Source organism: Burkholderia sp. Ed8 (genome assembly GCF_040761425.1).
GTDB lineage: Bacteria > Pseudomonadota > Gammaproteobacteria > Burkholderiales > Burkholderiaceae > Burkholderia > Burkholderia seminalis.
Map to the genome: position 1 here is coordinate 2,069,218 of NZ_CP142885.1, position 26,180 is coordinate 2,095,397.

Consider the following 26,180-nt stretch of genomic DNA (forward strand, 5'->3'; position numbering starts at 1 on the left):
GCCATGGATACCTCACCTCCCGCCGCGCCGGAACGCGCCCATCTTCGCCTCGGGTTCGTCGCGCTGAGCGACGCGGCCCCGCTGATCGTCGCGCAGCGCCTGAACCTCGGCGCGCGGCACGGCCTCACGCTCGAGCCGAGCCGCCAGCCGTCCTGGGCCGCCGTGCGCGACAAGCTGCTGAGCGGCGAACTCGACGCCGCGCATGCGCTGTACGGCCTCGTCACCGGGCTGCAGCTCGGCATCGGCGGCCCGCAGGCCGACATGGCCGCGCTGATGGTGCTGAACCGCAACGGCCAGGCGATCACGTTGTCGCGCGGCCTCGCCGACGCGTTCCGCGACACCGGCAGCCTGCGCGACACGTTCGCGACGCTCGGCCGCAAGCCGCTGCTCGCGCAGACGTTCCCGACCGGCACGCACGCGATGTGGCTGAACCACTGGCTCGCGTCGCACGGCGTCGATCCGCTGCGCGACGTGCGCAGCGTCGTGATCCCGCCGCCCGAGATGGTCGCCGCGCTCGCCGGCGGCGAGCTCGACGGCTTCTGTGCCGGCGAGCCATGGCACGCGGTGGCCGACGCATGCGGCGCGGGCCGCACCGTCGCGGTCACGAGCGAGATCTGGCCCGATCATCCGGAAAAGGTGCTGGCGGCACGGCGCGACTTCGTCGCGCTGTATCCGGCCACCGCGCGAGCGCTGATCCGCACGCTCGTCGATGCGTGTGCGTGGCTCGACAGCGCCGCGCATCGCCGCGAGGCCGCCGACTGGCTCGCGTCGCCCGACGCGCTCGGCGTGCCGGCCCGCTTGATCGCGCCGCGCCTGCTCGGCGACTACGGCGCCGGGCCGTTCGCCACGCCGCCGCTGCCGATCCGCTTCCACGACGGCGGTACCGTGAACCGGCCCGATCCGCTCGAAGGCCGCTGGTTCCTGTCCCAATACCGGCGCTGGGGGATGCTCGACGGCCCGCACGACGATGCGGCGATCGCCGCGGCAATCGCGCAGACCGCGTTGTATGATGCTGCGGTCGCCGAAGGCGGCGCATCGGGCCCGTCGCGCGCGTAATGCGCGCGCCTGAAGCCGAAGGCGCGCTCCCGGGCCGCGCCACACCGCTCCGGGCCACCCGGCGGCGGCCGACAGGCACCGCCCGGGCGACACCGCATGACCACTCCGTCCCCGATCCGAATCGATGCCGAAACGTACGCGCGCGCCGCTCGACGTGCTGCTCACCGAAATCCGCGCGTGCCGTGCCTGCGAAGCCGACCTGCCGCTCGGCCCGCGCCCCGTCGTGCGCGCCCATCGCGACGCACGCATCCTGATCGTCGGGCAGGCGCCGGGCGCACGCGTCCACGCGAGCGGCATCCCGTGGGACGACGCGAGCGGCAAGCGGCTGCGCGGCTGGCTCGACGTCGACGCCGACACCTTCTACGACGAAGCGCGCTTCGCGATCGTGCCGATGGGTTTCTGCTATCCGGGCCGCGGCGCGAGCGGCGACAACCCGCCGCGCCCGGAGTGCGCGCCGCTGTGGCTCGACCGGCTGCTGGCCGAGCTGTCGTCGATCCGCCTGACGCTGCTGGTCGGCCAGTACGCGCAGCGGCATTTCCTGCGCGACACGCGCCAGGCGACGCTGACCGACACCGTGCACGCGTGGCGCGACTACGGCCCCGGCGTGGTGCCGCTGCCGCATCCGTCGCCGCGCAACCAGGCGTGGTTCAAGCTCCACCCGTGGTTCGACGCCGAAGTCGTGCCCGAACTCCGCCGCCGCGTGGCACCGCTGCTCGGCCGATGAACGCAATCACCGGCGGCTTCGCCACGCCTCGCGTCCCGCCCGATGTCCCCGCCATCCCCTCATGAATACCACCTCGACCGACCTCGACTTTGCCTGCACCGGATGCGGCGCATGCTGCCGCGACCTGCGCATTCCGCTGACGCTCGACGAGGCGATCGCATGGCTGCAACGCGGCGGCCACGTGGAACTGCTGTGCGACGCGATGCCGTGGCCCGTCGAACCCGAGCCCGGCGACGCGTTCGCTGCCTACAAGCGCGCGCGTTCGACGCCCGCGACGAGCGGTTCGCTGCCCGTGCGCATCACGGCCGTGCTCACCGCGTCGCATGCCGGCCCGTGCCCGAACCTGCGCGACGACCTGCGCTGCGGGATCTACGACGAACGCCCGCTCGTGTGCCGGATCTATCCGGCCGAAGTCAATCCGTTCGTGCCGCTGATGCCCGGCGGCAAGCAATGCCCGCCCGACGCGTGGCGGCACGCGCCGCTGGTCCGCGGCGGCATGCTCGTGGACGCGGCAACGCACGAGACCATCGCACGCTCGCGCGCGGCGAGCGAAGCCGAGACGCCGTTGCGCGCGCGGCTGTGCGCGGCGCTGGGCATCGACACCGCGGCCGTCGTCAACGAAGGCTTCATGGTTCATGCGCCGCCGGCCGCCGCGTTGCTCGCCGCGCTGACCGACCTGCGCACCCCGTTGCCGGCCGAAACCGGCGCCGCAATCGAATGGACGCTGGTGTCGAACCGCGCGCCCACGGTGGAAACGCTCGTGTCGGTCGGTGCATCGAGCATGCTCGCCGCCCGCGGCACGGAGCCGCACGCCCGCTATCTCGGCTTCCATCCGGACGCCTGATCGCCGCGCCGCCACGCGCCCGCACGTTCCGGCCGCGCCCGGTTCGCTGTACCATCGCGGCTCAACCGCGTCATCCACAGCAGAATCCCTCATGCCCTCCACCGCCCCGCCGCGCCTGTACGGGATGCCCGAACGCAGCGACCGGCTCGACTTCTACATCCGCGACCAGGCGTCGCGGCAGGCGATCACCGAGCCGCACCGGCACGCGTATTTCCAGATCCAGTTCAACCTCGGCGGCGACACCGAGCAACGGATCGGCGGCGTCACGCGGCCGTTTCCGCGCGGCGCGCTCGCGTTCGTGCTGCCGCACCGCGAGCACCTGATCCCGCATCCGGACGGCGCGCATTTCATCGTGATCAATTTCAGCCAGGCGTTCCTGCGCGCCGATCTCGACGTCGATCCGCTCGATCTCGAGGACGTGCCCGCACACCGCTTCCCCGAGCTGACGCCGTTCCGCTTCCAGGAGCATCTCGACTTCATCCTGACCGGCGACACGTTCGACGAGGCACGCCGCCTCGCGCTGTGCATGCTCGACACCGATCGCGTGCGCACGTTCGGCTCGACCACGTTGCTGCGCGGCTATCTGCTGCAGCTGATCGGGCTCGTCTGCACGCAGTATGCGGGTGCGCTCGACAAGCTCGCGCAGCGCGGCGCCCAGCGCGCGGGCCGGCGCGACGCGCTCGCGCGCGTGCTGCGGCACGTCCGCGCGAACCTGACCCGCGAGGACCTGACGCTCGCCGCGACCGCCGAGGCCGCGTTCCTGTCGCCGAACTATCTCGCGCACCTGATCCGCAAGGAAACCGGCAGCACGTTCACCGATCTCGTGACCGAGCGCCGGATCGCGCTCGCGCAATCGCTGCTGGCCCACACGAGCCGGCGCATCGCGGACATCGCGCGCTCGGTCGGCTTCCGCGACGAAGGGTATTTCGCGCGGCGCTTCCGGGCGCGCGTCGGCGTGTCGCCGAAGGCCTACCGCGACGCGAACGCCGCGCTCCCGGACGGCGACGATGCGCCGGCGGCCGCCGACACGTAGTTTTGTCCCGGTAAAACGCAGTTGCGTCGCATCCGGCCGGCCGCGCGTCGGGTATCGTTGCACGCATGCCGACCCGTGCGCCGCACGGGCACCGGTATCCGTCTTCCCACCGAACGAGGCCATCCGATGTCCGCCTATGTCATCGACGCCGCCGAGCGTCCTTCCGTCGAAGTCGACCAGTCGTCCGCGCGCTTTCCGGTGCGCCGCGTATTCTGCGTCGGCCGCAACTACGCCGACCATGCCCGCGAAATGGGCGCCGATCCCGACCGCGAACCGCCGTTCTTCTTCACGAAGCCGGCCGACGCGATCGTCCCGGCCAGCGGCACCGTCGCCTATCCGCCGCTGACGAACGACCTCCATCATGAAATCGAGCTGGTGGTCGCCATCGGCAAGGATGGCCGGTCGATCGACCCGGCCGACGCGCTGTCGCACGTCTGGGGCTACGGCGTCGGTGTCGACCTCACGCGCCGCGACCTGCAGGCCGAGGCGAAGAAGCTGAGCCGCCCGTGGGACTGGGCGAAGGGTTTCGACGCATCGGGCCCCGTGACCGCCCTGCGCGCGGCGTCGGCCACCGGCCACCCGGCGACGGGCCGCATCTGGCTCGCCGTGAACGGCGACACGCGCCAGCAAGGCGATCTGGCCGACATGATCTGGGCCGTGCCCGACGTCATCGCCTACGTGTCGCGTTCGGTCGAGCTGAAGGCCGGCGACCTGATCTTCACCGGCACGCCGGCCGGCGTCGGCGCGCTGCAGCCGGGCGACCGCGTGACGGGCGGCGTCGACGGCGTCGCGACGTTCGAATTCGTGGTGGGCGCGAAGCCGTAATGCGGCACGCACGGCGGCCGCCCGTCCGGGCCGCCGTGCGGTATCCCGATGCCGGTCAGCCGTAACGGCGCAGGAATGCGTCGGCGACGGCCGGCGGATTCAGCGCTTTCGCCGACGCGTTTTCCAGCGCCTCGGCCGCGTCGTCGTCGCTGATCGACACGAACAGCGTGATGGCCGCCCTGTCCTCGCCCGTACCGAACAGGCCCTCGCGGTCGAGCAGCCGCAATGCCTCGATCATGTCGGTCTGCAGTTGCCGCGAGAATGCCGCGAATCGCGACTGGACGAACCGCGGGCTCAGCACTTCGTCGGCCAGCCTGCCGCAGATCGCGTTGAACGGCGAGGCCTCCGCCGCCTCGTACGCCCATTCGGCGGAGCCCCACGTGCACCACGGCGCCGGATCGTCGTCCGCGATCGCCCGTTGCGCGCGGATCCGGCGCAGCCCCTCGATCGAATTGGCGGCCGGCACCACCGTCATCGCGCCGCTGTCCGTATAAAGCGCGAACGCGTAGAAATGTTCGTCGGGGTGCAACGCCCGCAGCGCCTTGAAGGTCGCCCTCGCGGCATCGGCAATGTCCCGCTGGAAATCTGAAAAATCGCTCATCGCTTCCTCGCCCAGGCACCGTTCGCGCGTCGGCGAATACGGCTCGCGGAAGGTGCATCGTCTCCCGGTATTCGACGGATTGTCCGCCAATCGACCGCGCCACGGTACCGGGCCGCACCCGCGGTCAGCGTGCGGCGTCCCGCGCATCGAATATCCTCACGCAGATCGCGGCCGCCAGCGCGATCGCCGTCGACAGCAGCATCATCGCGAGCGGCGCGTAACCCGCGTTGCCGGCGGTCAGCACCGCGCCCGTCAGCGACGACCACGCGGCGCCGCCGGCGATCGTCATCGCACCGGCCAGCCCCGACGCGGTGCCCGCCAGCTCCGGGCGCACCGACACCGCGCCGGCATGCGCGCCGGGATTCGTCAGCCCGTTGCCGATGCCGACCAGCACGCACGGGCCGAACCACGCGAGCGGATGCGTCGCGCCGCCGAACACGAGCGCGAGCGCGATCAGCGGCCCCGCACACGCGACGACGCGTCCGCACAGGATCGTCGTGGCCAGTGCGTAGCGGCGCGCGACGCGCGCGGCCAGAAAGCTGCCGCCGACGAAACCGGCCGTGATCGTCCCCATGCAGAAGCCGATCTCCGCCGGCGGGATGCCGAACAGCGTTTTCGCGGCGAGCGGCGCGCCGGCCAGGAATGCGTAGAACGCGCCCGTCGAGAACGCCATGCAAAGCGCATAGGCCCAGAAACGGCGCGCGCGCAGCAGCGCCGGATAGGCACGAAGCTGCTGCCGGAAGCTCGATGAACGCTGCGTATGGGTTTCGACGAGATCGAACGCGCACCAGCCGAACAGCGCGATGCCGGCCGCGCCGAGCAGCCAGAAGCTCGCCCGCCAGCCGGCCGCCTGGTCGAGCGCGCCGCCGAGCGTCGGGCCGAGCATCGGCGCGAACGCGGCCGCCATCGCCGCATAGCCGATCCGGCTCGCCGCGCGCGCGCCGCCGCCGGTATCGCGGATCGTCGCCATCGACACCGGGTAGACCGACGTGATCGCCGCCTGCATCACCCGGCACGCGAGAAACACGCGGACATCGGCCGCCATCGCGCAGCCGAGCGAACCGAGCGCGAATATGCCGACGCTCGTCAGCACGACCGGCCGCCGCCCGAACCGGTCCGACAGCGGTCCCATCACGAACTCGAGCGACGCGGCCACCGCCGCGTAACCGCCGAGCGACAGCGCGACGAGCGCATAGTCGGTGCGCAGGTCGCGCGCGATCGCCGGCAACGACGGCAGGAACAGGCTCAGCGGCAGCACCGAGAGCGCGCACAGCAGGATCAGCGTCGCCTGTCGCGGCGACGCCGGGGCGGAATCGATCGGCAGGTTCGATGACAAGCGGATGTCCTCCATGCACGTGCCCGACGGCCGTGCGCAATGCAAAAAAAAGCCCCCGAGCGAGTCGGGGGCGCATGGGTGCCGGCGCGGTGCCGCTACCGGACCCTGCGCCTGTGGACTACGACGATGAAGCAAGCCGTTTTCATGCCGAATGGCTCCTGAATGCCGGGCAGACCGCCCGTGATATCGGACGATGTTAGGCGGACGACGCCGGCCGCGTCAACGCCCTAACGCGCGCGCACCGACACGAACTTCCGCGCGTTGTTGCGCTGGATCAGCACGGCGATCACGTTGCCGCCGCTCGCTTCGAGCGACTGCACGTCGTCCGGCGTCTCGAGCAGCGTGTCGTTGAGTTCCAGGACGACGTCGCCCGGCTGGATGCCCGCGCTCGCGGCCGGCCCGTGCACCGCGTCCACCATCATCCCGACCGCGAGCCCCGTCGAACGGCGCTCGTCGTCGCTCAGCGCGTGCATCGTCAGTCCCAGCCGGTCGCCCCGGTCGCCCGCCCCCGGGCCCGATCGTGCCGCAGCCTTCGGCGCGGCCATGCCCGCCGTCGCGGCCGGTGCGTTCCCGGCCGCATCATCGGCGCCCGTGATCGTCAGCATCACCGGCGCGCGGTTGCGGATCACGCGCAGCGGCGCCTTCTCGCCGGGCGGCAGCGCGGCGGCCAGGTCGTTCAGTTCGGCCGAGCGGCCAATCGCCTTGTCGCCGAACTTCACGATCACGTCGCCGGGCTTCAGACCGGCCGCGGCGGCCGGCGAGCCCGGCGCGACGCCGTTGACGAGCGCGCCCGCCGGGCGCGGCAGCCCGAATGCCGCGGCCAGCCCGACGCCGACGTCCTGCACGTCGACGCCGAACGCGTTGCCGGACGACGCCCCGGGCGCGGACGCCTGAACCTGTTGCGCCTGCATCTGTGCCTGTTGTTGCGCCTGCCACTGCGCGCGCACCTTTGCCGCGAATGCGATCGGAATCGCGAACGTCATGCTCGCGTAGCGATCGTTGCCGGTGTAGACCTGCACCGCGATGCCGATCACGTCGCCCGCGCGATTGAACACGGGGCCGCCCGAGTTGTCGGGATTCGGCGAGATGTCGGTTTCGAAGAACGGGAACGTGCTGCCGTCCGGCAACCGGTGCGACGTCGCGCTGACGATGCCGGCCGTGACCGTGTTGCCCGCCCCGTCCGGCGCGCCGATCGTCATCACCGGCTCGCCCGCGCGGACCTTCGACGCATCGCCGATGCGCACGAACGGCAGTTTCGTCGCGCTGACGCGCAGCAACGCGACATCGCTTTGCGGATCGACGGCCAGCACGGTCGCCTTGAATTCGCGGCGGTCGGTCAGCCGCACCGTCACGTCGGTCGCCTCGTCGACCACGTGGGCCGACGTGAGGATCAGGCCGTCGGCGCTGACGATGAAGCCCGAGCCGCTGCCCGACACCGCACGCGGCGCCGTGTCGGGTGCCGGCGTCTGCGGCGCCTGCGCTCCCTGCGCGGGCGGCGGCGCGTCGTGCCGGAAAAATGCGGCGAGCGGATCGTCGGGATCGAGCATCGCGAAGGACGGACCGCCCGTTTGCTGATCGGGCGCGGCAGCCATGATGGTCACGACGGCCGGACCGTAGCGGTCGACGATCGCCGGAAAATCGACCGGCATCGCGTAAGGCGCGGCGGGCGCCCGCTGCTTCATCGCGCGTGGCGCGGCGGGCGGTGCGAGGGGGGCGGCAACGGCAGCGGGCGGCGGCGAAAAAACGGCAAGCACGCCCCCGATCAACGCGGTGCGAAGCACGGCGCGAGCAAGCGTCTGGCAAACCACGGTGCACCTCCCCGGCAGTCGCGGCGCCGGCCTGCGCGAAACGCGCAGGCGCCCGACAAGCACCGGTACACGCATCCATTTATAGTCCACGCGGCCTGTTCGAACAGATGAATCGAAACCCGTATGCCGGATGGGGCGGCGGGCGCGGAGCCGCGATGGCGTTCGTTCCGGACAAAGTGCGCGGTTCGTCAATCCGCACAAGTCCGGCAACGAATCAACTCCCGGCCACCCGCTCCGCGAGCGCCGACAGCATCCTCAACATCGGCTCGAACGCATCGGCCGACGTATTGCCGAACCCGAGCACGAGCCCGTTGCCCGCCCGCCCCGCGTCGATCGAAAAGCCCGACAGCGGAAACGGCCCGATGCCGTGCGCGCGGGCCGCGTCGACGATCGCGCGGTCGCGATAGCGCGCCGGCATCCGCAACGCGAGATGCAGCCCGCACGGCCCGCCCTCCACCTGGTGCGGCACGCCGAGGCTGCTGTCGAGCGCGGCGAGCAACAAACGCCGCCGGTCGCGATACAGCCGGCGCATCCGCCCGAGATGCCGGCCGTACTCGCCGGTCTCGATGAAATCGGCCAGCGCGAGCTGCACGTGACGCGTCCCGCCGCGCAGCATCTCCGGCAGCGCCGGCCGCACGGCGGCCAACAGCGCCTCGGGCAGCACGAGAAAACCGATCCGCAACGCCGGAAACATCGTCTTGCTGAACGAACCGAGATAAACGACGGGCGAATCGGGAGCAAGCCCGTGCATCGCGCCGATCGGCTCGCCGGTGTGACGGAATTCGCTGTCGTAGTCGTCCTCGATGATCCACGCGCGATGCCGGCGCGCCGCATCGATCAGCGCGAGCCGGCGCGAAATCGACAGCACGGCGCCGGTCGGGAACTGGTTCGACGGCGTCGTGTAGACGAGGCGCGGCATCCGCTCGCGCCAGTCGTCCGCTTCCGCGCGCAGTCCCTCCGCGTCGACCGGCATCGGCACGACCTCGAGATCGGCCGCCTGCATCGCCGTACGCGCGCCGCGATAGCCGGGCTCCTCGACCCACACCATGTCGCCCGGATTGGTCAGCAGCTGCGCGCATAGCGCGATCGCGCCCTGCGCGCCTTCCGTGATCACGATCTGCTCGGGATCGCAGCGCACGCCGCGCGTCACGGCCAGATGGCGCGCGATCGATTCGCGCAGCGCGCGCTCGCCGAGCGGGTCGCCGTACGCCAGCAGGTCGCGGCCGGCACGGCGCAATGCGCGGTCGATCGCGTGCCGCCACGCGTCCACCGGGAAATGCGACAGCGCGGGCACGCCCGGCCGGAACCCCTCCGACTCGCCGGCGCCGACGAGGCTCGGACGAATCCGGCCGAGCCGCTGGGCGACGGCCGGCGGCGCCGCTCGCCGGCGCGGCGGCGCCGGCCGCGACAGCCCGACCACGCGTGTGCCGCGACGGTCGGACTGCAGGAACCCCTCGGCGACGAGCTGCTCGTAGACGGCGGCCGTCGTGTTGCGCGACACGCCGAGCGTCTCCGCCAGCGCGCGCGTGCCAGGCAGCCGCGTGCCGGCCGGCATCGCTCCGCCGAGAATCGCGTCGCGCACGCGGCGCAGCAACTGGCGCTGCAGCGAAGGCGCGCCCGGTGCGCGCGCCAGCGGTGCGTCGAGCGGCAGCAACGGCGCGTCGCCGGAAGGAAAGGCAGTCGTCATCGGAACATCGCAGCGTGAAAATGTCGGAACGTGGCGCGCGGCGAGTGGCGCGAAGCCGGCGGCCGCCAGATCGTGGCACCATAAATTTGCCGATCCCTGGCGCTTCTCATGGTACCTCGCCGGGACTACGATCGTCTGCATGCCGGCATGTCGCCGGCCGCCAACCGAAGCGAGATCGACCTTGTCCACGCTCACCAACGCCTTCCAGCAATCCATCGGCCACCCCGTCCCCGACTGGTCCGCGCGCCCGCGCCCGGAGCGCATCGCGCTCGAAGGCCGCTACTGCCGGCTCGAACCGCTCGACGCCGAGCGCCATGCGGCCGACCTGTACGCCGCCTACGCACAAGCGCCCGACGGCAGCGACTGGACCTATCTCGCGCACGGCCCGTACACCGACGAGGCAAGCTACCGCGACTACGCACGCGGCGCGCAGGCGAGCGCCGATCCACTGCACTACACGGTGATCGATCGCGCCACGGGCCGCGCGGTCGGCACGCTCGCGCTGATGCGCATCGATCCGGCCAACGGCGTGATCGAAGTCGGCTCCGTCACGTTCTCGCCGCTGCTCAAGCGCACGCCGGTCTCGACCGAAGCGCAGTTCCTGCTGATGAAGTACGCGTTCGACACGCTCGGCTACCGGCGCTACGAATGGAAGTGCGACGACCTCAACGAACCGTCGCGCAAGGCGGCCGCGCGGCTCGGCTTTCGTTACGAAGGCACGTTCCGGCAGGCGATCGTCTACAAGGGCCGCAATCGCGACACCGCCTGGTTCTCGATCGTCGACGGCGAATGGCCGGACGTGCGCGCCGCGTTCGAAGCGTGGCTCGCGCCGGACAACTTCGACGCGCAGGGCAACCAGCGCCGCTCGCTCACCGCGATCCGCCACGCGCAGGCCGACGCGCGCGACGCGGCCAGCCGTGCGAACGACGCCACGCGCGTCACGGTACGCCCGCTCGTCGCCGCCGACGAAGCCGCGTGGCGCCCGCTGTGGCAGGGCTATCAGAAGTTCTACGACACCGCGCTGAGCGATGCGGTATTCGCCACGACGTGGGCACGCCTGATGGATCCGGCCGAACCGATGTTCGTGCTGGGCGCCTTCGACGCGTCGGGCAAGCTGGTCGGGATCGTGCATTCGATCTACCACCGTTCGTGCTGGACCGAAGGGCCGTACTGCTATCTGCAGGACCTGTACACGGCCCCCGACGCGCGCGGGCAAGGCGCGGGCGGCGCGCTGATCGAGGCCGTCTACGCACGCGCCCGCGAAGCCGGCGCGAGCCGCGTATACTGGCTCACGCACGAAACCAACACGACCGCGCGCGCGCTGTACGACAAGCTCGCGAACAATGCGGGGTTCATCCAGTACCGGCACGACCTGAAGAAGTAACGCGGATCCACGGCCGGCCGGCGTTCCGCTCAGTCGAGCACGTCGGCCGAGTCGTGCGCGTCGTCGTGCCCCGGGGCCACGTCGCGCGTCGCGGCGGCCGTGCCCGGCACCGACGCCGGGCAGATCATCTCGTCGCCATTGGCCGGCACGGGCCGCCGCACCGGCCGGAACACGGGCTCGCCCGGCGCGATCGGCTGCCCCGAGATCGCGCAGCGGCCCGGCTGCAGCGCGACGCGCAAACGCCAGCGTTGTTCGCCGTAATGGCAACGGCCGCTCTCGACCCATCGAATCAGCAGGCCGTCGTCACCGGCCTCCAGCACCGTGACGAACAGTTGCGGACGCAACGGCGAAACCGCCGCCACGTGCTCCGGCCCCGACGCACGGTCGATCGTCACGAACGGTTGGGCGACGACGCCATCGCGCGGCGGCCTCGCTTCGTGCTCGCCATATGCAGGCGCGTCGCACGACACGTCTTCTTCGCAGGTCGGGCTTTCCAGGGTGTTGAGCATGCTTGACGAATTTCCGTGCAGGTTGAACGGCACCGGCGCACTCAGCGCCGGCCCAGCGGTTCGCGCAGCAACGCCACGCCGATCGCCGCACCGGCCGCGGCGGCCGCGAGCATCAGCCCGATGCCGCCAGGCCAGCCGAACGCACCGACGATCGCGCCGATCGCCAGCGGCCCGATCACCTGGCCAAGATAGTTGCCCTGCACGACCCAGCCGATACTGAGCGGCGCCAGCGACGGCGAAGGCGCGGAACCCGGCGCACAGGCGAGAATCGTCGCGGGCAGCATCCCGGCCAGGGCCGAGAACGCGAAGCCCAGCGCGACCGCGAGCGGCGCGGGCGTCGCCGCGCCGAAGAGCCCCGCGCCGGCCGCACCGATCGCAACCGACGTCGCGGCCATCACGATTCCCGGCCGCGCACCGCGTGACAGCAACCAGCCGGCCGTCAGGTTGCCGATCACGCACGCGGCGACGATCGCCGCACTGATCAGCCCCGCCGCGCCGACCGTGACGCCGAGGCGCTGCATCAGGAACACCGGCAGGAACGTCATCACCGCGAAGAACTGCACGTTGTAGGTCGCGAAGCCCAGCGCCAGGAGCGTGGTCGAGCGCGACCCGAGCACGTCGCGCAGCGCGGGCCCGATGCGTGTCGCAGCCGCCTGACGCGACGGCGTGCCGGCCGATGTCGTCACGGGTACCGCGGCCGCCGCGACGAACGTCGGGACCGCGGCCGCGAGCCAGCCGTTGCGCCAGCCGCCGAGCAGCGGCCCGACGAGCATCGACAGCGCCATGCCGGCCGGCATGAACGTGCTCCACAGACCGAACGCGAGATTGCGCCGCTCGGGCGGCGTCACGCGATTCAGCACGGCCGGCGCGGCAACAACCACGATCACGAAACCGAGCCCTTCGGCGAAGCGCGTGGCCAGCAGCAGCGCGAAGCTGCCCGCCCACGCGCCTGCGACGCTCGACGCCCCGAGGAAAACGAGGCCCGTCGTCAGCAACCGCCGGTCGCCCCAGCGCCGCACCAGCAACCCGGCCGCGATCCCGCCGAACACGCCGACGAACGGAAACACCGACATGATCCCGCTCAGCGATGCAAGCGAGCCACCGAACTCGTGTTGCAACGACGGTAACGCGATCGTCGCCTTGCCGACGTGCAGCGCCGCTACGATGCTCGCCAGCACGACGTTCGCGACGGCGGCCCGGTAACCGCGCGACGGCAGCGCGGCGGCATCGGCCGCGACAGGCGATTCGGTCATCTCCACCTCCGTTGAAGCGGGCGCGTGCAACGGGATGTCTCACGCGCCCGCAGTCGGACTGGCGCACATGATACAAATTGAAGTTAACTTCAAGTAAAGAGGTAACTTGCGCAACGATGCGTTTCGGGGACCGTGGCAATCGGTCGGCACACCGGCCGCGACCGGGACCGGTCAGCCGCGGCATCGTGCCGCCGGCGTCACGCCGCTCGCGTCGGTCGCGGCGGACGAAATCGTCGCCTGAGCGCGTATCGACGCCCGCCACGCGCCGCCGTTCGTCTCGCCATTCGTCTCATTGCATTGAGACGAATGTCCCGGCGTCTCACGCAATCCTCCGTTTCGCGGGTGCAGCAAATTCCGCGCACGCTTCCGGTCGGATCATCCGCGGTCAATGCACGGAAACATACCGCACCGCACACCTTCCCACTTGTCGGCACACCGTAACGGGCACCGATCCACGCTGGCCCCGTTCCTGCATATCGGTCGAGCGCGCATTCGCGCGACGGGCGCCGCGGCAGCCATGCCACGCGCCCGACGACAACCTGACGGAGACAGCAACGTGAGTACACCGGCACCGATCACCGCCCGCAGCATGAAAGCCGCCGTCTGGCGCGGCCGCCACGACATCCGCGTCGAAGAGGTTCCCGTTCCGCAGCGCCCGCCGGCCGGCTGGGTCACGATTCGCGTGCACTGGTGCGGCATCTGCGGCTCCGACCTGCATGAATACGTCGCGGGGCCCGTGTTCATCCCGGTCGACGCGCCGCATCCGCTGACGGGACTGAAAGGCCAGTGCATCCTCGGCCACGAGTTCAGCGGCGAGATCGCCGAACTCGGCGAAGGCGTCTCCGGCTTCGCGGTCGGCGACCGCGTGACGGCCGATGCGTGCCAGCATTGCGGCACCTGCTGGTATTGCCGGCACGGGCTGTACAACATCTGCGAGAACCTCGCGTTCACCGGGCTGATGAACAACGGCGCGTTCGCCGAATTCGTCAACGTGCCGGCCGAACTGCTGTACAAGCTGCCCGACAACTTCCCGACCGAGGCCGGCGCGCTGAGCGAGCCGCTCGCGGTCGGGCTGCATGCGGTGAAGAAGGCCGGCAACATCGTGGGGCAGACCGTCGTCGTGGTCGGCGCGGGCACGATCGGCCTGTGCACGATCATGTGCGCGAAGGCCGCGGGCGCCGGGCGCGTGATCGCGCTGGAGATGTCGGCCGCGCGCAAGCAGAAGGCGCTGGAAGTCGGCGCGAGCGTCGTCATCGATCCGAAGACGTCGGACGCGGTCGCGGAAGTCAAGGCGCTGACGGGCGGTTACGGCGCCGACGTGTCGTTCGAGTGCATCGGGCACACGGCCACCGCGAAGCTCGCGATCGACGTGATCCGCAAGGCCGGCAAGTCGGTGATGGTCGGCATCTTCGAGGAGCCGACGCCGTTCAACTTCTTCGACATCGTGTCGACCGAGAAGGAAGTGATCGGCTCGCTCGCCTACAACGGCGAGTTCGCGGACGTGATCCGTTTCATCGCGGACGGCCGCATCGACGTGCAGCCGCTCATCACCGGGCGCATCGCGCTCGGCGACATCGTCGCGCGCGGGTTCGAGGAACTGGTCAACCACAAGGACCGGAACGTGAAGATCATCGTGCAGCCCGCCGTTTCCTGATAGCACGCGCCTCACCGCTTCATGGCCGACCGTCGCCCGATTCCCGGGCGACGCATCCGACCGCCTTCTCCCGATTTCCCGCTGCCATCGTCCGAAGCGAACCACATCTCGTTTCCAGACGCGGACACGGTTTCGAATAAACTTCGTTATCCATACAATCAAGCACAACGCGCCACCTGCCTGACACGCGATCAGGGTTTCTCCCGATCAACCATGTTTCACCCGGTATCGACAGGACCGTGGCGCAAGGCGATCCTGTGCGACGCGCGATGCGGCTTCCCGGCCGCGATCGGTGCCGCCGCGAAACGGCGGCGCCCCTGTTGAACCTCACGGTGCAACGGCGCCGACAGGCCGACAATACGGCCTACCCGGGATAGCTTGCAAACATGGTGTGTCATGACCCTCTCGTTCCATCGGGATCACGCAAACAACGTTCGAACGCTGACGATCCAGCAGAAGACCCATATCGGCTTCGCGCTCGTCACCACGCTGCTGGCCGTGCTGTGCGGCACGATCATCTGGGGAAGTTTCCGGCAATACCGGCAGGAAAACGCCGACCTGCAAAGCTTCGAATTCATCCACGGCACGATGGTCGCCGCCAACCTGCTCTCGGCCGAGCGCGGCCCGACGAACGACCTGCTGGTGCGCCCGCAGAACGACGACACGACGAAACTGCGCAACCTGCTCGCCGCCCGCGACCGTTCCAACCAGGCGCTCGCGCGCTTGCGCACCGCCATCGGGCAGGCGGCCGCGCTCGCCGATGCGCGCGCGGAAGTCGACGCGCTCGCCGCCCGACCGCTCGCGTCACGCACCGTTCGCGATATCCAGCACGCGCAGGCGCGCCTGTTCCGTGTCGTCGACACCGTGTCGCGGCTGATCGACGGCGCGATGGCCGACACGGCGATGCGCGATCCGCGCACGTCTGGCGCGATCCTGCTGGCGCGGCTCCTGAGCGATCTCCGGGAATACGCGGGCCGCACGGGCTCCGTGCTCATCGCGCCGATGTTCAAACGGCAGGCACTCGATCGCGCGCAGTTCGCGGACATCATGCTGATGCGCGGGCGCATCGAGCAATTGCGCGCCCTGATCGACGGCGCGATCGGCGCACAGCTCGACGATGCCGACGTCGCGCGCGAGTACGCGCAGCTCGACGCGGCGTTCGACACTCACCTGCTCCCGCTCGTCGACACGATCGTCGCGAGCGGCCGGACCGGCACTTATGCGATGAGCGCCGCCGACTTCTCGAGGACGATCGTCCCGTATTTCCGGCCATGCGAACTGCTGCGCGACCGCGTCATCGACGTCGCCCGGCGTCAGGCCGTTTCGGACCGCGACACGGCCCGGATCAAGGTCGCGATATCGGCGCTCGCGACCGCGCTCAGCGTCGCGATCCTGATCTCGCTCGCGCGCGGCACGCAGCGGCTGCTGTCGAAACCGCTCGATGCGCTCGGCCGCCGGATCGTCGCGCTCAGCGACGGCGATACGGCGCACGTCGCGATGCCGCGCGGCATCGGGCCCGAGATCGCCCGCATCCACGATGCGCTGGAGACGTTGCGCCACGCGTATGTCCGCCGCGACATGCTCGAGCGCCAGCGCAACGACATGCTGACGCTGTTCTCGCACGACATGCGCGCGCCGCTGACGTCGCTGATCATCCTGATCGACGCGCAGGAAGACCACGCGCGCGATGCACGGACGAAGCAGCAGTTCGCGAGGATCGCCAGGATCGCGCGGCACACGCTGGCGATGGCCGACGGTTTCGCGCAGCTGTCGCGTGCCGAGGCCGGCGAATACGAACACGTGCCGGTCAATCTCGCCGACCTGATGAACGAGGCCCGCGACGCGGTGTGGCCGCTCGCGCACCGCAAGCACATGTCGATCGACGACGTGCCCCGACGCGACGATACGGTCGTGCCGGGCGACCCGGCCCTGCTGTCGCGCGCGCTGATCAACCTGCTGGACAACGCGATCAAGTACAGCGCGTCGCTGACGAGCGTCGAATGCCGGGTCGAGCCGGGCGCCGACGGCAAGACGGTACGCTGCACGATCCGCGACAGCGGATGCGGAATCAGCAGCGCGGACCAGACGCGGCTGTTCGAGCGTTACCGGCGCTTTCGCACCGCCGGACAACCGGAAACCAGCGGCGTCGGGCTCGGCATGGCGTTCGTCAAGGCCGTCGTCGAGCGGCATGGCGGCACGATCCAGGTGGAAAGCGCAGTGTTGCAAGGCACCGCGGTCACGATCACGCTGCCGTCGGTCGCCAACGCGTGACGCAACCGGACGCGGCAGACGGCGATTGCGGCGCCGCAGCCGCGCACGATTCTTCGATATACTGGACCGAACCCCTTTCGGGGCAACCGCGGGCCACCCCGTCCGTCGCGCGTTCGCCCCAACCTGCGTGGAATGGCGCACCGTGAAACCGCGAGCCGGACTGATACTCGAACTCTTCGTCAACCTCGTGCTGCCGTGGGTGGCCTACCGGGTCGCGCAACCGCATTTCGGCGAAACCGGCGCGCTGTACGCGTCGGCAGTCCCGCCGATCGTCTGGTCGATCGTCGAATTCGTCCGCTCGCGCCGCGTCGACGCGGTGGCGGCCATCGTGCTGCTCGGCATCGCGCTGTCGATCATCGGGATGGCGCTCGGCGGCAGCCCGCGCACGCTGCTGATGCGCGAATCGCTCGCGTCGGGCACGATCGGCGTCGTGTTCCTGCTGTCGCTGTTCCGCACACGCCCGTTGATCTTCTATCTCGCCCGCGCGACCGTGGCCCGCGAGATGGACGGCGGCGCCGCACATTTCGAAGCGGTCTGGGCCGCGCAGCCGGGGCTGCGGCAGATGCTGCGGCGGATGACGTTCGTGTGGGGCGGCGTCATGACGCTGGAAATGCTGCTGCGCTGCTGGATGGTGATGACCTGGCCGGTCGAGCGCGTGCTCGTCGTGTCGCCGATCGTCGGCTACACCGTGTTCGGCTGTCTGCTGGCGTGGACGTTCTGGTACCGGCGGCGAATGCGCGTGCGCAACAGCGTCGACATCCCGGGCCGCAACGGCGTCACCGAGACCGCCGGCCGCTGACGCCCGGCCCGCTGCCGGCTCCACCCGTTCGTCGCGCGCCGGCGACAGTCGCGACGGCTGCTGTATGATGCGCGGCGTCTCGTCCGACCCAAGCCTGTCCCGTCATGTCCCTTTCGCTCCTTCCGTGTGCCACGATCTGGCTCGCCCTGTTCGCGGCCGCCGCATTCGCCTGGCATCGTCCGCTGCACGGCCTGAGCATCATCCTGGCGACGTTCGGCTATGCCGTCGCGCTGGCGTTCGGCAAGCTCGGGGCGCTCGCGCTGGCGCCGCTCGCGCTGCTGGCCGCGGCCGCGTGGGGCGTGCTGCCCACACGTCCGCGCGCGGTGCGGATCGCCGCGCACGCCGTGTTTGCCGCGCTGGCGATCGCGCTGAGCCTGCACCTGATCCCCGGGTTCCACAATCCGCTCGTGATCGGCCCGACGCGCTTCACGCCGGACGCCGTGCCGTTCACGATGTACCTGAATCTCGACAAGCCGCTGGTCGGCCTGTGGCTGCTGTGGGCACTGCCGTGGGTCGCGCCCGACGTCACCCTGCCGCGCGCGCTGCGCACCGGCGCGATGGCGGCCGTCGCGACGGCCGCCGCGTGCCTGGCCGGCGCGCTCGCGTTCGGCATGGTCGGCTGGGCGCCCAAGTGGCCGGCGTCGGGCTGGCTGTGGCTCGTGAACAACCTGTTGCTCGTGACGCTGGCCGAGGAAGCGCTGTTCCGCGGCTACGTGCAAGGCGGGCTGACGCGCGCGCTCCGCGCGTTCTCGTGGGGCCCGTGGGCCGCGCTCGCGACCGGCGCCGTGCTGTTCGGCGCCGCGCACGCGGCCGGCGGCTGGCAATGGATCGTGCTCGGCACGCTGGCCGGCGCCGGCTACGGCCTCGCGTGGCGGCGCGGCGGCCTGCTCGCAGCCGCCATCGCGCATGCGGGGCTGAACGTCGTCCACTTCGGCCTGTTCACCTACCCGATGCTCGCCGCCGCGCGCTGAACGCGGTGCGCGGCGGCGCCAGCGGGGCCGCTCGGTCAGTTGAACCCGGCGACCGCGTGCGGCACGTACGGGCGCTCGAGCGTGGCGATTTCGTCGTCGGTCAGCTTCAACTCGAGCGCGCCGAGTGCGTCGTCCAGCTGCTGCGGCTTCGAGATGCCGACGATCGGCGCGGTCACGCCGCGCTTCTGAGCCACCCACGCCAGCGCGACCTGCGCCCGCGGCACGTTGCGCGCGGCGGCGATCGCCGCAACGGCGTCGACGATCGCCTTGTCCGCCTTGTCCGCCTCGATCGTCGCGTCGTACAGCCGCTGGCCGACGTCGTCCTTCCGCTGCCGTTCCGACGATTCGTCCCAACTGCGCGTCAGCCGGCCGCGTGCGAGCGGGCTCCACGGAATCACCGCGATGCCTTCGTCCTCGCACAGCGGCAGCATTTCGCGCTCCTCTTCCCGATACAGCAAGTTCAGGTGGTTCTGCATGCTGACGAAGCGGGTCCAGCCGTTCTGTTTCGACATGTGCAGCGCCTTCGCGAACTGCCACGCGAACATCGACGATGCGCCGATATAGCGTGCCTTGCCGGCCTTCACGACGTCGTGCAGCGCCTCGAGCGTCTCCTCGATCGGCGTGCCGTAGTCCCAGCGGTGGATCTGGTAAAGATCGACGTAGTCGGTGCCGAGCCGCTTCAGGCTCTGGTCGATGTCCGTCATGATCGCCTTGCGCGACAGGCCGGCGCCGTTCGGCCCCGGGCGCATCCGGTAGAACACCTTGGTCGCGATCACGACGTCGTCGCGCTTCGTGAAATCGCGCAGCGCACGGCCGACGATCTCCTCCGACGTGCCGTCCGAGTACATGTTCGCGGTGTCGAAGAAGTTGATGCCGGCTTCGACCGCCCGCTGGATGATCGGGCGGCTTTCCGCTTCCGGCAGCGTCCATGGGTGCGTGCCGCGCAGCGGCTCGCCGAACGTCATGCAACCCAGCACCAGCTTCGACACGTCCAGCCCGGTCGACCCGAATTTCACGTATTCCATTGCACGCCTCGCCACTCAAGTTGGGATTGCGGCGACATGCGCGTCGCGCATCCGCCGGACGTCGCATGGTATCCCGCACCGCGCGAACGCGTACGGCACGCGCACGCGTGCAGGCTGCGTGAAAGGATGAACCGGGACGATCCGGTTACTTGGCCTGGTCGGCGATCGGCTGCAGGAACGCGGAGAAGCCGGTCAGCATGATCTGTACGCCGATGCACAGCAGCAGGAACGCCGACACGCGCTTCGCGACCTTGGTCCCTTCGCTGCCGAGGTAGCGCGCGAGCAGCGCGGAGCGGCTATAGACCTGCCAGATCACGACCGCGACGAGCACGGAGACGGCGATCGACACGATGCTCGACAGCATGAACTCCGACAGCTTGTGCGTGCGGTTCGCGTTCAGCGCGATCGCGGTGGCGATCGAGCCGGGGCCGACCGTCAGCGGCACGGTCAGCGGGAAGAACGCGCGCGTCATGATCGCGTTCGCGTCGATCGGCTTGACCGGCGTGTCGCCGCCGCCCGGGCCGCCAGGCCCGTCGGGCTCGTTCAGCATCTGCCAGCCGGCCACCGCAACCGCGAAGCCCCCGCCGATCCGCAGCGCTTCCATCGAGATGCCGAAGAAATGCAGCACCGGCGTGCCGGCGAAGAACGCGACCAGCAGCACGACGAACGAGTTGAACGCGACCTTTCTCGCGAGCAGGTCGCGCTCGTGCTCGGTGAGCGCCTCGGTCCGTTCGAGAAACAGGAACGCGATGCCGATCGGATTGATGATGCCGATCAGGCCGGTGAAGCCAAACAGGATCTCGGAGATAAGGCGGTTGACGATCATCGTGCGAAGCATCGGTCGGGGCTGGGCCGGCAGCGCGCCGGGGGTCACGCATTGTAGAGCAAGCGCCCGCGCCCGAGACGCAATTCGCGGACCGGCCCGTTTCGCCGCCGATCGGGGTCGCGCCGCCTTACTCGGCGCCCGCCTCCCAGGCCGGCGGCCGCTTCGCGAAGAACGCGGCGAAGCCCTCCTTCGCTTCCGGCGTCGCCCGCACGCGGGAAATCGTCTGCGCGGTGAATGCCGCACGCTCGTCCGACGGCGGATACTCGCCGATCGCGTCGAAGAAGCGCTTGATCTCCATCAGCGCGTGCGGGCCGTTGCGGCCCAGTTCGGCGAGCGTGCGGTCGAGCGTTTCGTCGAGCGCATCGAGCGGCACGGCCTGGTGGATCAGGCCGATCGCGACGGCTTCGGCGGCGGCGAGCTGCGTCGCGGTCAACGCGAGCCGGCGCGCCTGGCGCTGGCCGACCGCCTCGACCAGATACGGGCCGATCACGGCCGGCAGGATCCCGAAGCGCGCCTCGCTGATCGAAAAGCGCGCGTGGTCGCTCGCAATCACGATATCGCAGGCCGCGCACAGGCCGACACCGCCGCCGAACGCGTGGCCCTGCACGCGTGCGACCGTCGGTTTCGGGCACTGCCGGATCGCGCGCATCATCGCGGCGAACCGCTCGGCATCGCGCAGGTTCGCGGCCGCGTCGTTCGCGCTCGCCCGCTGCATCCACTGCAGGTCGGCGCCCGCGCAAAATGCGCGGCCGTCCGAACGCAGCACGATCGCGCGTACGTCGTCGCGCCGGCCGAGCGCCGTGAACGCATCGGTCAGCTCGGCGATCATCGTCTCGTCGAACGCGTTGAGCACGTCGCCGCGCTGCAGCGCGACGGTCGCGATGCCGCGCGCATCGACCGTGACGGCCAGGGTCTTCAATCCATCCATCGAACAGGTTTCCTCGGGGTGAACGGCAAATATCGGCATCAGGCGGCCTGGCGACGATCGATCACGCGACGCGCCTTGCCGGTCGCGGTGGCGGGAATGCCGCCGGCCGCCAGCACCGTCACGCCGGACGACACGCCGACCATCGTCTTGATCCGGTGCTGCAGCTCGTGCGCAAGCGCCGCGCGATCGCCGTCGGTGACGGACGCCGCCACCTCGGAGCGCAGCTCGACCGCGAGGTCGAGCCGGTCCATGTGACCGTCGCGCGACAGCGTGATCTGGAACTGGCCCGACAGCTGCGGCAGCGCGACGACGATCTCCTCGATCTGGCTCGGGAACACGTTCACGCCGCGCACGATCAGCATGTCGTCGGAGCGGCCCGTGATCTTCGCGAGACGGCGCATCGCGCGCGCGGTCGGCGGCAGCAGCGCGGTGAGGTCACGCGTGCGGTAGCGGATCACCGGCATCGCCTCCTTCGTCAGCGACGTGAAGACAAGCTCGCCCTGGCTGCCGTCGGGCAGCACTTCGCCCGTGACGGGATCGATGATCTCCGGATAGAAATGGTCTTCCCAGATCACCGGGCCGTCCTTCGTCTCGACGCATTCGCACGCGACACCCGGGCCCATCACTTCCGACAACCCGTAGATATCGAGCGCGTCGATGCCCACGCGCGTTTCGACCTCCTCGCGCAGCGCCTGCGTCCACGGCTCGGCGCCGAAGATGCCGATCTTCAGCGACGATTCGGCCGGGTCCATCCCCTGCCGCACCATCTCGTCGATCAGGTTCAGCATGTACGACGGCGTGACGAGGATGATCCTCGGCTCGAAATCGCGGATCAGCTGCACCTGCTTCTCGGTCTGTCCGCCCGACATCGGCACGACCATGCAGCCGAGCCGCTCGGCACCGTAGTGAATCCCGAGACCGCCCGTGAACAGGCCATAGCCGAACGCGTTGTGCAGCGTGTCGCCCGGGCGGCCGCCGGCCGCGCGGATCGAGCGCGCGGTCACGTTCGCCCAGGTGTCGATGTCGCGCGCGGTGTAGCCGACCACCGTCGGCTTGCCGGTCGTGCCGCTCGATGCATGGACGCGCACGACCTGCTCGCGCGGCACCGCGAAGAGCCCGAACGGATAGTTGTCGCGCAGGTCGTTCTTGGTCGAGAACGGGAATTTCGCGAGATCGGCGAGCGACTTCAGGTCGTCCGGATGCACGCCGGCCGCGTCGAACGTGCGGCGATAGTGCGGGACGTTGTCGTACGCGTGGCGCAGCGACCACTTGAGGCGCTCGAGCTGCAGCGCCTGCAGTTCGTCGCGGCTGGCGGTCTCGATCGGTTCGAGGGCGGCGGCGGGATGCGTCGGGTGAGTCATCGGGGTGCTCCTCCAATGGAGTGATGTCGTTATCGTGTTCGAAATGGCAAGACGATCACGACCGGAACGTCCGGCCGGCCGCGTGCAGCGCGGCGATGCGCGGCGACACGCGATAACGGTCCTCGCCGTAGCTCGCCGCCAGGTTCGACAGCACGCGAAACACGCGGCCGATGCCGATCGCATCGGCCCACGCGAGCGGGCCGCACGGGTAGTTCACGCCCTTTTCCATCGCGAGATCGAGATCGGCGGGCGAGCACACGCCCTGGTTCACCGTGTCGGCCGCCTCGTTCGCGAGCATCGCGACGGTACGCATCGCGACCATCCCCGGCACGTCGGCGACGCCGACGACGCGAAAGCCCGCCTGCTGGAACAGGCCTACCGCATCCGCATAGGCCGCGTCGCCGCACTGGAGCGCGCGCGTCAGCGCGACGAGCCCGGCCTGCGCGTAATCGCGCGCGAGGTCGACGAGCACGAGATCGGCCACGCCCGTCTGCGCGGCGCGCGCGGTGGCGGTGCGGCCGTCGGTCAGCGCGATCGACGCGCGGCCGGCCGTCGCGAGCAGGTCGTCCTGCTGCATGCCCGCCTGCCGGGCACCCGGGATGCGTTCGGCGAAGCGCGCATGCAACACGGCGGCCGGGCCGTCCTGCGCGAACAGCACGACGTCGGCCGGCGCGGCGCGCGGCGGTTCGAGATCGGGCGCGGGCGTCGTCGCCCCATCCGCATACGAATAGAAGCCGCGCCCCGACTTGCGCCCGAGGAAGCCCGCGTTCACGAGTTCCTGCTGGATCAGCGACGGCGTGTAGCGCGGATCGTTGAAGTACGCGCGGAACACCGATTCGGTGACCGCAAAGTTCACGTCGTGGCCGATCAGGTCCATCAGCTCGAACGGCCCCATCCGGAAACCGCCGGCCTCGCGCATCACCGCGTCGATCGAGGCCGGTGCGCCGCCCTGCTCGTTCAGCACGCGCAGCGCCTCCGCGTAATACGGCCGCGCGACGCGGTTCACGATGAAACCGGGCGTCGATTTCGCCATCACGGGCCGCTTGCCCCATGCGGCGGCAGTCGCGTAGAGCACTTGCGCCACATCGGCAGCGGTCGCCAGCCCGCTGACCACTTCGACGAGCGCCATCAGCGGCGCCGGATTGAAGAAATGCAGGCCGGCGACGCGCCGCGGCACGCGCAGCCCGGCCGCGATCGACGTGATCGAAATGGACGACGTGTTGGTCGCCAGCATGCAGGCGTCGTCGACATGGCGTTCGAGCGTCGCGAAGATCTCGCGCTTCACGTCGAGCCGCTCGGCCGCCGCCTCGACCACCAGCGCGGCGCCCGCGAAGTCGGCCAGCGCGCGCACCGGACGGATCCGGTTGCCCGCCGCATCGGCGTCCGCCGGTTCGAGCCGGCCTTTCTCCGCGAGTCGCGCGAACTGTGCGCGGATGCCCGCGAGCGCCTTGTCGCAGGCCGCTTCGCTCAGGTCGTACAGCAGCACCGTGTGGCCGGCCGCGGCCGCGACCTGCGCGATGCCCGCCCCCATCGCGCCGGCGCCGATCACGCCGACGACGGCCGACGGCGCCAGCGCACCCGAGTTCACCGATTGTGCAGAGGAAACAGCCATCGCTTGCGATCCGTCATGAAGTGGAGGTGCGAGCGATTATAAACCGACCGGTCGGTAGATTTATGTCAGGGCGTGCCCGAATGTGTCGTGCAAGAGACCGTTACGGAGACTGCAAAGATAAAAAATCGAAAGATCGGGGCACTTTTTGTGAACCGAAAGGTCAACGTAAGGGTTCGAATATGAGATAGTGACCCCGGAACGCCTGATAAAATTCGACAAACCGCCGGATTTCAGGGGGAAACCGCGTGTCACGCCGCCACCGCCGTCCATCGCCGGCCACCCTTGCGGGGTCGGAACCGGGCCTACGGCCCGCGCGTCGTCCCGTGGACTCGCCTCGCCGTCCGCGGCCGGCCGCCTTGAACCGTTTCATCCAGCGACGGGCTTCGGCCCGCCCGCGCCCCTCGCCGCCTCACCGCGGCGAACCCAGGGCAGCGCATTGCGCACTGCCCCCCTTCGGTTTCATCGTCCTCGTTCGGCGGATAGTACGGCCGGGCTTCGTCAACCCGTGACGGCGCGTCGCGCGCCGCCACTCGCACCAGGAAACCCTCCATGCCGCTCTCGTCCAACCAGCTCCCGCGCTGGACCCTCTTGGCCCCGCTTGCCGCCTGGCTGGTACTCGCGCTGTCGCGCGTCGTGCCGGCCGAAGGCCTCGTCATCGCGGTGCTCGCCGCCGCGCTCGCCGGCGCCGTGTTCGCCGCCGTCCATCATGCTGAAGTCGTCGCGCATCGCGTCGGCGAGCCGTTCGGCACGCTCGTGCTCGCGGTCGCCGTGACCGTCATCGAGGTCGCGCTGATCGTGTCGGTGATGCTCGGCGCGGGCCCCGAGAAATCGGGCCTCGCACGCGATACCGTGTTCGCCGCCGTGATGATCATCTGCAACGGCATCGTCGGCATCTGCCTGCTGGTCGGCGCATGGAAGCACGGCGAGCAGGACTTCCAGGGGCGCGGCGCGAGCAAGGCGCTCGCGGTACTCGCGTCGCTGTCGGTGCTGTCGCTCGTGATGCCGAACTACCTGAACGCCGCGCCGGGCCCGTTCTTCTCGAAATCGCAGCTCGCGTTCGCCGGCGTCGCGTCGCTCGTGCTGTACGGCGCGTTCGTGTTCGTGCAGACCGTACGCCACCGCGACTACTTCCTCGCCGCGCACGACAGCGCGAACGAAGCGGTGCACGCGGCAGCGCCGAGCAACCGCACCGCGGTGACCAGCATGATCCTGCTGTTCGCGAGCCTCGTCGCGGTCGTGCTGCTCGCGAAGCTGCTGTCGCCGGCCGTCGAGCATGCGGTCATGAAGCTCGGTGCGCCCGAGGCCGCGGTCGGCATCGTGATCGCCGCGCTCGTGCTGCTGCCGGAAGGGCTCGCGGCCGTCACCGCCGCGCGCGCGAACCGCCTGCAGACCAGCATGAACCTCGCGCTCGGTTCGGCGCTCGCGAGCATCGGGCTCACGATCCCGACCGTCGCGGCCGTGTTCATCTGGGTCGGCCAGCCGCTCACGCTCGGCATCGGGCCGATGGAAACCGTGCTGCTCGCGCTCACCTTGCTGGTCAGCACGCTCACGCTCAGCCAGGGGCGCACGACGGTGCTGCACGGCGTCGTTCACCTCGCGCTGTTCGCCGCGTACCTGTTCCTGTCGATCACTCACTGACGCCCGAAAACGCGCGGCCCGGCGGATCACCTCCG

At 70.2% G+C, this 26,180-nt stretch carries 22 protein-coding genes; 11 read left to right on the plus strand and 11 right to left on the minus strand.

The window, feature by feature from the left end:
- Nucleotides 1-3: 3 nt before the first annotated feature.
- From VXM69_RS09495 to VXM69_RS09515, 5 genes are all read left to right on the plus strand, one after another.
- Nucleotides 4-1,056: a CmpA/NrtA family ABC transporter substrate-binding protein gene (locus tag VXM69_RS09495; RefSeq protein ID WP_034191243.1), complete on the plus strand. Its 1,053-nt coding sequence runs from the start codon at nucleotides 4-6 to the stop codon at nucleotides 1,054-1,056.
- A 124-nt stretch (nucleotides 1,057-1,180) separates the two neighbouring features.
- Nucleotides 1,181-1,780, plus strand: coding sequence for a uracil-DNA glycosylase family protein (locus tag VXM69_RS09500; RefSeq protein WP_367188479.1), 600 nt, complete (start codon nucleotides 1,181-1,183; stop codon nucleotides 1,778-1,780).
- Between the two features lie 61 nt (nucleotides 1,781-1,841).
- Nucleotides 1,842-2,624, plus strand: coding sequence for a YkgJ family cysteine cluster protein (locus VXM69_RS09505; RefSeq protein ID WP_367188480.1), 783 nt, complete (start codon nucleotides 1,842-1,844; stop codon nucleotides 2,622-2,624).
- Between the two features lie 91 nt (nucleotides 2,625-2,715).
- The gene (locus VXM69_RS09510) at nucleotides 2,716-3,657 is read left to right on the plus strand and encodes a helix-turn-helix transcriptional regulator (RefSeq protein WP_059556617.1); all 942 of its coding nucleotides are present in this window, start codon (nucleotides 2,716-2,718) and stop codon (nucleotides 3,655-3,657) included.
- A gap of 126 nt (nucleotides 3,658-3,783) precedes the next feature.
- Entirely contained in the window at nucleotides 3,784-4,482 is a 699-nt protein-coding gene (locus VXM69_RS09515) for a fumarylacetoacetate hydrolase family protein (RefSeq protein ID WP_046548002.1), read from the plus strand.
- Nucleotides 4,483-4,537: 55 nt separating this feature from the next.
- Here the strand turns inward: VXM69_RS09515 and VXM69_RS09520 are convergent, their stop codons facing one another.
- The 4 genes from VXM69_RS09520 to VXM69_RS09535 form a co-directional block, all read right to left on the minus strand.
- The gene (locus tag VXM69_RS09520; RefSeq protein ID WP_034191238.1) at nucleotides 4,538-5,083 is read right to left on the minus strand and encodes a DUF4303 domain-containing protein; all 546 of its coding nucleotides are present in this window, start codon (nucleotides 5,081-5,083) and stop codon (nucleotides 4,538-4,540) included.
- A 124-nt stretch (nucleotides 5,084-5,207) separates the two neighbouring features.
- Nucleotides 5,208-6,419: an MFS transporter gene (locus tag VXM69_RS09525; protein WP_367188481.1), complete on the minus strand. Its 1,212-nt coding sequence runs from the start codon at nucleotides 6,417-6,419 to the stop codon at nucleotides 5,208-5,210.
- Between the two features lie 227 nt (nucleotides 6,420-6,646).
- The gene (locus VXM69_RS09530) at nucleotides 6,647-8,227 is read right to left on the minus strand and encodes a trypsin-like peptidase domain-containing protein (protein ID WP_124669921.1); all 1,581 of its coding nucleotides are present in this window, start codon (nucleotides 8,225-8,227) and stop codon (nucleotides 6,647-6,649) included.
- 214 nt (nucleotides 8,228-8,441) lie between these two features.
- On the minus strand, nucleotides 8,442-9,914 hold the full coding sequence (locus VXM69_RS09535) for a PLP-dependent aminotransferase family protein (RefSeq protein ID WP_367188482.1): 1,473 nt from the start codon (nucleotides 9,912-9,914) through the stop codon (nucleotides 8,442-8,444).
- Nucleotides 9,915-10,095: 181 nt separating this feature from the next.
- Between VXM69_RS09535 and VXM69_RS09540 the strand changes: the two genes are divergently transcribed.
- A complete protein-coding gene (locus VXM69_RS09540) occupies nucleotides 10,096-11,298 on the plus strand; it encodes a GNAT family N-acetyltransferase (RefSeq protein WP_301740990.1) in 1,203 nt (400 codons plus the stop codon).
- 29 nt (nucleotides 11,299-11,327) lie between these two features.
- On the opposite strand, the gene VXM69_RS09545 is transcribed toward VXM69_RS09540, so the two are convergent.
- Together VXM69_RS09545 and VXM69_RS09550 are read right to left on the minus strand one after the other, a co-directional pair.
- Entirely contained in the window at nucleotides 11,328-11,807 is a 480-nt protein-coding gene (locus VXM69_RS09545; protein ID WP_367188483.1) for a DUF3331 domain-containing protein, read from the minus strand.
- Nucleotides 11,808-11,848: 41 nt separating this feature from the next.
- Nucleotides 11,849-13,060: a CynX/NimT family MFS transporter gene (locus VXM69_RS09550; RefSeq protein ID WP_367188484.1), complete on the minus strand. Its 1,212-nt coding sequence runs from the start codon at nucleotides 13,058-13,060 to the stop codon at nucleotides 11,849-11,851.
- A gap of 589 nt (nucleotides 13,061-13,649) precedes the next feature.
- Here VXM69_RS09550 and VXM69_RS09555 point away from each other — a divergent pair.
- The 4 genes from VXM69_RS09555 to VXM69_RS09570 all read left to right on the plus strand — a co-directional run bounded on the left by VXM69_RS09555 (nucleotide 13,650) and on the right by VXM69_RS09570 (nucleotide 18,755).
- Nucleotides 13,650-14,714 (plus strand): 2,3-butanediol dehydrogenase, encoded by a 1,065-nt coding sequence (locus VXM69_RS09555; RefSeq protein WP_367189233.1) that lies wholly within the window; start codon nucleotides 13,650-13,652, stop codon nucleotides 14,712-14,714.
- 396 nt (nucleotides 14,715-15,110) lie between these two features.
- A complete protein-coding gene (locus VXM69_RS09560) occupies nucleotides 15,111-16,985 on the plus strand; it encodes a sensor histidine kinase (RefSeq protein ID WP_367188485.1) in 1,875 nt (624 codons plus the stop codon).
- 142 nt (nucleotides 16,986-17,127) lie between these two features.
- Nucleotides 17,128-17,784 carry a VC0807 family protein gene (locus VXM69_RS09565; protein ID WP_034191647.1) on the plus strand — a complete coding sequence of 219 codons (657 nt, stop codon included), beginning with the start codon at nucleotides 17,128-17,130 and terminating at the stop codon, nucleotides 17,782-17,784.
- Nucleotides 17,785-17,888: 104 nt separating this feature from the next.
- Nucleotides 17,889-18,755, plus strand: coding sequence for a lysostaphin resistance A-like protein (locus VXM69_RS09570; protein ID WP_367188486.1), 867 nt, complete (start codon nucleotides 17,889-17,891; stop codon nucleotides 18,753-18,755).
- Nucleotides 18,756-18,790: 35 nt separating this feature from the next.
- Here VXM69_RS09570 and VXM69_RS09575 read toward each other — a convergent pair whose 3' ends face one another.
- The 5 genes from VXM69_RS09575 to VXM69_RS09595 form a co-directional block, all read right to left on the minus strand.
- The gene (locus VXM69_RS09575; RefSeq protein WP_367188487.1) at nucleotides 18,791-19,780 is read right to left on the minus strand and encodes an aldo/keto reductase; all 990 of its coding nucleotides are present in this window, start codon (nucleotides 19,778-19,780) and stop codon (nucleotides 18,791-18,793) included.
- A gap of 145 nt (nucleotides 19,781-19,925) precedes the next feature.
- A complete protein-coding gene (locus tag VXM69_RS09580; protein WP_034191227.1) occupies nucleotides 19,926-20,606 on the minus strand; it encodes a MarC family protein in 681 nt (226 codons plus the stop codon).
- A 127-nt stretch (nucleotides 20,607-20,733) separates the two neighbouring features.
- Nucleotides 20,734-21,534: an enoyl-CoA hydratase-related protein gene (locus VXM69_RS09585; RefSeq protein WP_367188488.1), complete on the minus strand. Its 801-nt coding sequence runs from the start codon at nucleotides 21,532-21,534 to the stop codon at nucleotides 20,734-20,736.
- 38 nt (nucleotides 21,535-21,572) lie between these two features.
- On the minus strand, nucleotides 21,573-22,895 hold the full coding sequence (gene paaK, locus VXM69_RS09590; protein ID WP_301740994.1) for a phenylacetate--CoA ligase PaaK: 1,323 nt from the start codon (nucleotides 22,893-22,895) through the stop codon (nucleotides 21,573-21,575).
- A gap of 55 nt (nucleotides 22,896-22,950) precedes the next feature.
- Nucleotides 22,951-24,507 (minus strand): 3-hydroxyacyl-CoA dehydrogenase, encoded by a 1,557-nt coding sequence (locus VXM69_RS09595; RefSeq protein WP_367188489.1) that lies wholly within the window; start codon nucleotides 24,505-24,507, stop codon nucleotides 22,951-22,953.
- A 549-nt stretch (nucleotides 24,508-25,056) separates the two neighbouring features.
- Between VXM69_RS09595 and VXM69_RS09600 the strand changes: the two genes are divergently transcribed.
- Nucleotides 25,057-26,145, plus strand: coding sequence for a calcium:proton antiporter (locus tag VXM69_RS09600; protein ID WP_034187870.1), 1,089 nt, complete (start codon nucleotides 25,057-25,059; stop codon nucleotides 26,143-26,145).
- Nucleotides 26,146-26,180 lie beyond the last annotated feature (35 nt).